Annotated in this window: 9 protein-coding genes, 1 tRNA gene and 1 other RNA gene; 7 read left to right on the forward strand and 4 right to left on the reverse strand. The window is 38.3% G+C overall.

Annotated features, from left to right (window positions below):
* Positions 1-65: 65 nt before the first annotated feature.
* Positions 66-686: an RraA family protein gene (locus ACQKII_RS21770; RefSeq protein ID WP_427462545.1), complete on the forward strand. Its 621-nt coding sequence runs from the start codon at positions 66-68 to the stop codon at positions 684-686.
* A gap of 49 nt (positions 687-735) precedes the next feature.
* Here ACQKII_RS21770 and ACQKII_RS21775 read toward each other — a convergent pair whose 3' ends face one another.
* The 4 genes from ACQKII_RS21775 to ACQKII_RS21790 form a co-directional block, all read right to left on the reverse strand.
* Entirely contained in the window at positions 736-2,010 is a 1,275-nt protein-coding gene (locus tag ACQKII_RS21775) for a cation:dicarboxylate symporter family transporter (protein WP_427462546.1), read from the reverse strand.
* Between the two features lie 91 nt (positions 2,011-2,101).
* Positions 2,102-2,980 carry a response regulator gene (locus tag ACQKII_RS21780; RefSeq protein ID WP_427462547.1) on the reverse strand — a complete coding sequence of 293 codons (879 nt, stop codon included), beginning with the start codon at positions 2,978-2,980 and terminating at the stop codon, positions 2,102-2,104.
* Positions 2,981-4,243, reverse strand: coding sequence for an ATP-binding protein (locus ACQKII_RS21785; protein WP_427462548.1), 1,263 nt, complete (start codon positions 4,241-4,243; stop codon positions 2,981-2,983).
* Positions 4,244-4,390: 147 nt separating this feature from the next.
* Positions 4,391-4,483: transfer RNA gene (locus ACQKII_RS21790), tRNA-Ser, on the reverse strand.
* A gap of 193 nt (positions 4,484-4,676) precedes the next feature.
* Here ACQKII_RS21790 and ffs point away from each other — a divergent pair.
* The 6 genes from ffs (at position 4,677) to ACQKII_RS21820 (ending at position 8,391) form a co-directional block, all read left to right on the forward strand.
* Positions 4,677-4,944, forward strand: an RNA gene (ffs, locus tag ACQKII_RS21795) — signal recognition particle sRNA large type.
* 144 nt (positions 4,945-5,088) lie between these two features.
* The gene (gene dnaX, locus ACQKII_RS21800) at positions 5,089-6,873 is read left to right on the forward strand and encodes a DNA polymerase III subunit gamma/tau (protein ID WP_427462549.1); all 1,785 of its coding nucleotides are present in this window, start codon (positions 5,089-5,091) and stop codon (positions 6,871-6,873) included.
* Positions 6,874-6,894: 21 nt separating this feature from the next.
* The gene (locus tag ACQKII_RS21805) at positions 6,895-7,209 is read left to right on the forward strand and encodes a YbaB/EbfC family nucleoid-associated protein (RefSeq protein WP_427462550.1); all 315 of its coding nucleotides are present in this window, start codon (positions 6,895-6,897) and stop codon (positions 7,207-7,209) included.
* Positions 7,210-7,221: 12 nt separating this feature from the next.
* The gene (gene recR, locus ACQKII_RS21810) at positions 7,222-7,818 is read left to right on the forward strand and encodes a recombination mediator RecR (RefSeq protein ID WP_427462551.1); all 597 of its coding nucleotides are present in this window, start codon (positions 7,222-7,224) and stop codon (positions 7,816-7,818) included.
* A gap of 13 nt (positions 7,819-7,831) precedes the next feature.
* On the forward strand, positions 7,832-8,047 hold the full coding sequence (locus ACQKII_RS21815; protein WP_427462552.1) for a YaaL family protein: 216 nt from the start codon (positions 7,832-7,834) through the stop codon (positions 8,045-8,047).
* A gap of 71 nt (positions 8,048-8,118) precedes the next feature.
* Entirely contained in the window at positions 8,119-8,391 is a 273-nt protein-coding gene (locus ACQKII_RS21820) for a pro-sigmaK processing inhibitor BofA family protein (protein WP_427462553.1), read from the forward strand.
* Positions 8,392-8,714: the final 323 nt, after the last annotated feature.

Raw genomic sequence — 8,714 nt, forward strand, 5'->3', positions numbered from 1 at the left:
TGTGGTTATGTTTTATTTACAATATTTGTGTAAGAATTTCATAATTCATAATAGGGGTGTTATGCATGACAAAAGTGGAAGTAAGTTTTAAGCATTTACCGACGACAGCGATCTCTGATGCAACAGGAGGACATACGAATTTACGTAGTGACATTAAGCCATTAGCAGATCATTTTAAAATTGCCGGGCGTGCAATAACTGTTCGATTACCAGATGGCGAAAATGGTGCCGTGCTTGAAGCCATTCGAGCTGCGAATGAGGGTGATATTTTAGTGATTGATGCAAAGGGTAATACGAATCGCGCAGTGGCAGGGGACTTTGTTATTTCGTTAGCGAAAGGTATTGGTGTGCAAGGCTTTGTAGTGGATGGTGTCATTCGTGATATTGCCGCTATTCGAGAGCTAGATTTCCCTGTGTTTTCACTTGGAACAACAGTAGCAGCTGGCAATAAAAATGGTGGCGGTCAAATAAATGTACCTATTGCTATTGGTGGGGTAACTGTTCGGTCGGGCGATTATATTGTTGGGGATGTAGATGGTGTCCTTGTGGTACCACAGGAGGATGCAGCGCGTATTGTTGCCGCTGCTGAGGCAAAAGTTGAAAAGGACGAGGTGCGCGCACAAGATGCACACTCAAATGGAAGAGAGTCCATTATTGCCTATCTAGATAAAGTGTTAGCCAAATAAAAAAATCCTCACGATGCATTAATACATCGTGAGGATTTTCTTATTTAGACTATGCTAAATTTTCATTTTCTTTAAAGTAATTTTTCATTTTTTCTTTATCAAAACGGCCTTCCCATTTCGCCATTACTAATGATGCTAGTGAGTTACCGATTACGTTAACAACTGTACGTCCCATATCAAGAATACGGTCGATACCTGCGATAAATGCTAAGCCTTCAAGTGGAATACCAACAGTACCTAATGTTGCAAGAAGTACAACGAAAGATACGCCTGGTACACCTGCAATCCCTTTAGACGTAACCATTAATACAAGCATTAATGTAATTTGTTCACCAATACTTAATTGTATGCCATACATTTGTGCTATGAATAACGCTGCAATCGCTTGGTATAGTGTTGATCCATCTAAGTTAAAGGAATAACCTGTTGGAATAACAAAGGATACGATATCTTTCGGTGCGCCTAATTTCTCCATCTTCATCATAATTCGTGGTAATACAGCTTCCGAACTAGCTGTTGAGAATGCTAAAATTAATTCATCTTTTAATACTCTAATTAAATAGAAAATACTGATACCTGCGATTTTTGCGACGATGCCAAGAACGACAAAGATGAAAAATAGCATTGTTCCATAAACAAGTATAGCAAGTTTGGCAAGTGGTACTAGGGAAGCAAATCCATATTTGGAAACGGTTACACCAATTAAACCAAATACCCCAATTGGAGCGAATTTCATCACAAGGTTTGTTACCCAGAACATAGCATCCGCTACACCTTGGAAGAATCCTAAAACTGGCTTTCCTCGTTCCCCGACGGCAGCAACACCCAGACCGAAGATGACAGAGAAGAAGATAATCGCAAGCATATCGCCCTCAGCCATAGATTGGATAATATTGGTTGGTACAATACCTACAATAATATCGAAAGGTCCTTCATGTTGTACTTCCTCAGTTGTCGAAACGTATTTCGAAATATCCCCTTGAGAAAGTTCGTTCATATTTATACCAGCACCTGGTTGGAACAGATTTGCCGAAAGTAATCCGACAACAATTGCGACTGTTGTAATAACTTCAAAGTAAATAAGTGACTTCCCGCCTAATCGCCCAAGCTGTTTCATGTCGCCTGTCCCAGCAACACCAACGATTAATGTAGAAATAATAATTGGAACAACAATCATCTTAATCAGATGTAGAAAGATATCCCCTAGTGGTTGTAGATATTTTTCAATATTGGGGTTTCCATAAAAAATACCACCAACAATGATCCCTAAAGTCAAACCAATTAGAATTTGAGTGGCTAAACTGATCTTAAATTTCTTTTTCAAAATCTTCGTTCCTCCTAATATTAAAATTTTTAGGACACGCCTTACTTTAATAATACGGAGGACTTATAAAATCCGACAAAATCCGATAAAATTAATTTAATTTTGTTAAAATGTCTGAATATAGCACTTGAATAAACTTCTTTATATTCACCTTTGCTTTACGATTACCATGATCCTCAATTTGCTTCATGAGCTGCCGAATCTCTTTAAAATCAAAGTATCGCGGTGCATAATATTCAAATTCTGAGTTTGTGTAATCAACTACACCTAAATTGGCCAAATTTATCATCGCTGCTAAAATCGTACGACGTACACGCTGTTCTATGGCCTTACTTTCCTTCAATATTTCATCAGGAGTCGTTTTTGTGACAGCGGCTATTTCTTCATATAGCTCTTTTAATGGAGGCAGTGGAGCAATCTTATGTTGATGTGCTAGTAAAGTCTCGATAATGGCAATTATATCCTCACTACCAATTTCACCGACAATGCCCATATCATTAAGTATTGATTGAATATGATCACGTGAGGTTGCTTTATGATTTTTTTGTTCACTTATTTCAATATTAGTAAGTGATTGGCGAATAACCAAGAGTGAGTTTTTTAGTCGAAATTGTTCAGTTGTTTTACGTAACACGTTTTCGACCTCAATTCGGTTAATTGGCTTATGAATAAAGAAATCAATACCTTGTTCATACGCCTCACCGACCATTTCCTTATTCACTACCTGAGAAATCATGATAAATTGTCCCTCAAAGCGATTTTGAATTAGATGTTCTACTGTTGCAATACCATCTAGCTTTGGCATAAGTAAATCGATTAGCACAAACTCTGGTTGTGTCATTAATATCTGTGGTATAGCGTCTTCACCATTGCGCGCTTCACCAATGACGGTACCTAAACCACTATCTTCAATAATTTGCTTTAGCATGACCCGGCTTGCGCGATCATCATCTACAATAAAATACCTCATTTAAGTCTCTCCCGTTTGAATAGTTTGCGTAGGAATGCTAATTTTAAACATCGTTTTTTGGTTATTTGATTCTACGGTGATAGTCCCGTTTAATTTTGCTATTAGTGCGGCTACATGTGAGAGTCCAATACCAGTTGCTGCTACACCTTCAACATTATACTTAGTAGTATAACCAGGCTCGAAAATAATAGAGAGCTCATTTTGTGAAATGCCCTTTCCGTTATCGCATACGGTTATTACAGTATCATCTTCTTGCTGATGAATAGCAATAGCAATAACGCCGTGTTCTTCTATTGCTTCAATGGCATTAGCTGTTAAATTATTTAATAGAGCCAGTAATGCAATATGCTCCTCTGTTTGAAAATCAATATCAAAATTGATTTTAAACTGTATATCTTTTCCGAGCATTTCACTATATTTACGATTACCGTCCTCTATATAATGTAATAATTCTGACAATCGAATAGAGCCAAAGCTCTTTTCACCTACAATTTTTGAAATACCCGCATAAATACGTTGTGAATCTTTTTTTACTTCATGAATTTCCTGGGCAATATGTAGAGCTTGTAAACTTTCCGCCCGGTAGCCTTGAACTTTTAATTGTTGATATAAATCAAAACCACTAGCCGTAATAGTTTCTATATGATTCATAGATTTTTTTAGATATAAAGTTTCTACATATAAATCAGAACCAACATTAAGCATTTCTTGTACACGTTTTTTTTGCTCAGCAATTAAAATGGAACTATAGATACCAACCACAAAAAAGCTTCGTAGCAAGGCAACAGCTAATAGTATAAGAAAGTCATGTACTAATACAAAATTATACGATTGTACAAGAAATCGCGCTAGCTGTTCACCTAGATTACTCGTGACTTCGCTAAAGGCTACTAGGAGCCCAAGCTTTAACGGTTTTTCACGATATTGGTGAATATTTAATTGATGCAGGCATATTGCAAACAAAAAGTAAAATATAGCTGCAGGTAAATGGGTAAAAAAACTATCTATTACTGAAATATCTTGCGTGCTGTAATTAACAGTGACTCGGAAAATTGTCGTCACTGAACTTGTAATAATCCCTGCTAAGATAATTGGTGTAGGTTTAAGCAGAGTACATAAAAAGAATATGATACTGCCTAATCCAAAGCGGAACGTTGTATCATTAAACGGCATAATTTTTATTTCACTACCGACCGCTGTAAATAAGGCGATCATAAAAACCCATGTAATAGTAGCGCGGGATATCAAAACTTTCGTGAACATTTTCAAACATCCTCCCTAATCTATATTAGTCGAGTGAGATATCTAATAAAAAAATACCACAACCTAAGTGGAAGTGGCATCTAGAAGTATGAGTTGCAAATTTTAGGCAAAAAAAAACGGCTACATCATGTAGTCGGATTTAAAAACTGGAGGAGGTAGAGGGATTCGAACCCCCGCGCGGTGTTACCCGCCTGTCGGTTTTCAAGACCGATCCCTTCAGCCAGACTTGGGTATACCTCCATAGTATGTTGTTGCAATGTCTTATCGACAAGAAATAATTTATCATGTATTGAATATCACGTCAACACTTTTCTGGATTTTTTTTAAGGTTTTCTAAAATTATCTTTTTTTATGTTGAGGAATTACATTTAGAATTTAAATAATTTGTGCATTTCGTTGCATTTTATGAAAACTGAAAGTATACTAGATATTGCCGTGCTAGGTGGGAAGGTAGCGGTGTCCTGTAACTCGCAATCCGCTCTAGCGAGACTGAATTCCTTTTTCGAGGCTGTCCGTATTGTTTGGTCTGCCTTTTGCACGTAGTGTTGACGATTGGGTCCTGCGCAATGGATACCCATGAACTATGTCAGGTCCGGAAGGAAGCAGCATTAAGTGGTGTTATTCATGTGCCGCGGGGTTGCCTAATCTGAGCTAACGACAAGAGTAACGCTTATGTGCGGCTGTCGAAGAAAGGTGCACGGCATTAAATTGCCAATTCAAACGCATTCGTCTATTGTAGGCGAATGCGTTTTTTTTATGTGAAAAGTGACGACACGGTTTTATTAATAAAGCAGCCAATGCTATAATAGAGCTATCATATTTAAAAAGAAGAGGAGAGGAAACCATTGACGTATCAAGCATTTTATCGTGTGTATAGACCACAATCATTTCGTGAGATGTCAGGTCAAGCGCATGTCAAAAGAACGCTACAAAATGCTCTCCTAGCGAATAAAACGACGCACGCGTATCTGTTTTCTGGTCCGCGTGGTACTGGGAAAACGAGCGCGGCTAAAATTTTTGCAAAGGCATTAAACTGTGAGCGTGCTCCGTCAAATGAGCCCTGTAATGAGTGTGCAACTTGTTTAAGCATTACAGATGGTTCTCATCCAGACGTAATCGAATTTGATGCTGCATCTAATTCGCGTGTTGAGGAAATACGTGACATTATTGAGAAGGTTCGTTTTGCACCTGCGAGTACTAGGTTTAAAGTGTATATCATTGATGAAGTGCATATGCTTTCTACAAGTGCCTTCAATGCCCTTTTAAAAACATTAGAAGAACCACCGTCACATGCCGTATTTATATTAGCAACGACAGAGCCGCATAAATTGCCAGCTACGATTATTTCTCGTTGCCAGCGCTTTGACTTTAAGCGGCTTTCGACGAACGATATTATTGAACGGATGAAAATTGTATTAGAAGACATCGAGCTACCTTATGAAGAACAAGGTTTAAAGGTTATCGCACAATCTGCTGCTGGCGGTATGCGAGATGCTCTAAGTTTATTAGACCAAGTCGTCTCTTTCAGTGGTGATCTCTTAAAACTAGAAGATGCACTACTTGTTACAGGGGCGATTAGCCAGGAAGTTTTTTATGATTTAGCAGAGGCTTTAAAGATGAAAGATGTCGCGCAAATGCTTGCATTATTAGAACAACTTATTGCCGATGGGAAGGACCCACTTCGTCTGTCAGAAGATTTAATTACATTTTTCCGCGATTTACTGCTACTGCAAACAAGCGATGGGTTAGCGGAATTATTAGAGCTAGTATCACCAGAGGAGCGAGTGTTTGCGTTAGCGCATGATTTTGCACCAGATATGCTTTACGGCTATATTGACATCTTGGCGAAAACACAGCAAGAAATGCGTTTCTCTCATCATACAAAAATTTATTTAGAAACTGCTTTGCTAAAAATGACGCAGTTTTCAGGTGGAGTCGTTAATCAAGTGAGCTCTTCAGGAGAAACAACGATGAGTCCTGAGCTCGCGCAAAAAATAGTGGCACTTGAGCAGATGGTTCAGCAATTATCAGCGCAATTGCAAAATGGAGTGCCTGCGCAAACCACGCAGACACCTAAGGAGCAACGTCCGCGTGCAAAAAATCCAAATGGCTATAAAGCTCCGACTGGACGTATTCAAGAAATATTAAAGGACGCTACAAAACAGGATGTGCAACGTGTTAAAGCTGTGTGGGCACAAGCGTTGAACCAAATGCAAAAGTCACAATCCGCTCTATTAGCAGAAGCTGAACCTGTTGCGGCATCTTCGAGTGCTTTTGTGTTAAAATTCAAGTATGATATTCATTGTCAAATGGTTGCTGATAATCATGCGCTAAAAGCTCACTTCACACAATTAATTGCAGGGCAAACTGGCACCGTGTACGAAATGCTATGTACGCCTGAAGAGACTTGGCTAAAGCTGCGCGAAGAATTCATTCGTGATCACGGCATGCAACAAAAGAAAGCGCAGTCAACCATTGATCATGATGTAGAGTTATTAGAACCACCACCGGCAGAAATGCCAGAAGAACCCTTTTTCGACGATTCGCAACCGCTTGCATCACAGGATCCACTTGTGACGGAAGCGGAAAAGTTGTTCGGTAAAGATTTTGTTGAAATAATTGAAGATTAATTACTTAGGAGGAATTTGTTTATGCGTGGAATGGGAAATATGCAAGGTATGATGAAAAAAATGCAAAAAATGCAAAAGGAAATGATGGAAGCTCAAGAGGCTTTAAATGCTGAACAGTTTGAAGGTACTGCTGGCGGCGGTATGGTTAAAGTAGCTGTAACAGGCCAACGTGAAGTAGTGGAAGTGAATCTTGATGCGTCAGTAGTAGATCCAGATGATATCGAAATGCTACAAGATTTAATCGTTGTTGCAACGAATGAAGCGCTTAAAAAAGTAGAAGAAAAAACAAATGCAACAATGGGTAAATTCACTCAAGGCATGAACCTTCCGTTCTAGGAGGTAAAATATATGTACTACCCAGAACCCATATCTAAACTAATCGATAGTTTTATGAAATTGCCAGGGATCGGGCCGAAAACTGCGGCTCGACTGGCGTTTTTTGTGTTAACGATGAAGGAAGAAGATGTACTTTCTTTCTCGAAGGCTTTAATTGATGCAAAACGGAATTTAAGCTATTGTTCTGTCTGTGGCAACATTACCGATGTAGACCCATGCCATATTTGTACTGACAAACAACGTGATGCTTCTGTTATTTGCGTTGTACAAGATACAAAAGATGTTATTGCGATGGAAAAAATGCGTGATTACAATGGTATGTACCATGTACTGCAGGGAGCTATTTCGCCGATGGATGGCGTTGGGCCGGAGGATATCAATGTGGCGTCACTATTAGTACGCTTGCAAGATGAAACTGTGCAGGAGCTTATTTTAGCAACAAATTCTACTATTGAAGGCGAAGCAACAGCTATGTATATATCACGTCTAGTGAAACCATCTGGTATTCGTACAACGCGTATTGCACACGGTCTACCAGTAGGTGGAGATTTAGAATATGCTGATGAAGTAACGTTATCGAAGGCAATGGAAGGCCGTCGAGAGTTATGAGTGAGGGATTGAGATGTTCTTCCGCAATAAAGGAAAACTAAAAAAGGAATTTGATGAAAAACTTGTAGGCCTTATTAAAGAAACAAAAGAGGATTTGCAACAAGCGAAAATAATTGAAGAACTAGTAGATGATTATGATTTAGAAATCATTGCCCGACGGAAAGCGGCGGAGAGCATTCATTATTATTTGTTCAAAGAAGCCAGAGTTCGACGAGTATTAATTAAATAATAGTTGTTAGAGTTATAGAAGCGAAGCAGAAATCATACACTTACATAATTATTATCGAAGGAGGCAAGCATATGCCATGGATCGTAATAGTAAGTATTGGTGTTCCTGTAGCGCTTCTATTTCTTTATATAGTAGTGAGGCACATTAAGTTAGGGAAAGTATTAGAAGGATTCTCAGTTTTTTGGTTTCGATTCGCCTTTGCTTTTTTACTACTATTCATTATTCATTTAGCTGTTGGTTATAGTGGCTACAATGTACCGATCAATCTATTTTCAGTTACTACAATTGCAGTGTTAGGAATCCCGGGAGTACTAGGAATTACTTTTTTAATCTATTTTCTATAAAGCACTTGCAAATTGAAAATATTATGATATAGTAGTAAGAGTCGTTAAGATAACTATTGAAAACAACTTCACAAAACAATTTACTTAAAAATAATTGTTGACATCATAAAACGCAACGTGTTATGATATAAGAGTTGCTGAAACAAACGGCGGCGAAATGAACCTTGAAAACTGAACAAGCAAAACGTAATCAATAAAGTTTTTAGTAGCTAACTTCGGTAAGTGAATGAAACAAAATTTTGGACATCAAAATTGATGCCAGCAAAACAATTTGAGCTTATCAAATTTCTTTTATGGAGAGTTTGATCCTGGCTCAGGACGAA

Source organism: Lysinibacillus sp. NPDC048646 (genome assembly GCF_050272295.1).
Lineage (GTDB): Bacteria > Bacillota > Bacilli > Bacillales_A > Planococcaceae > Lysinibacillus.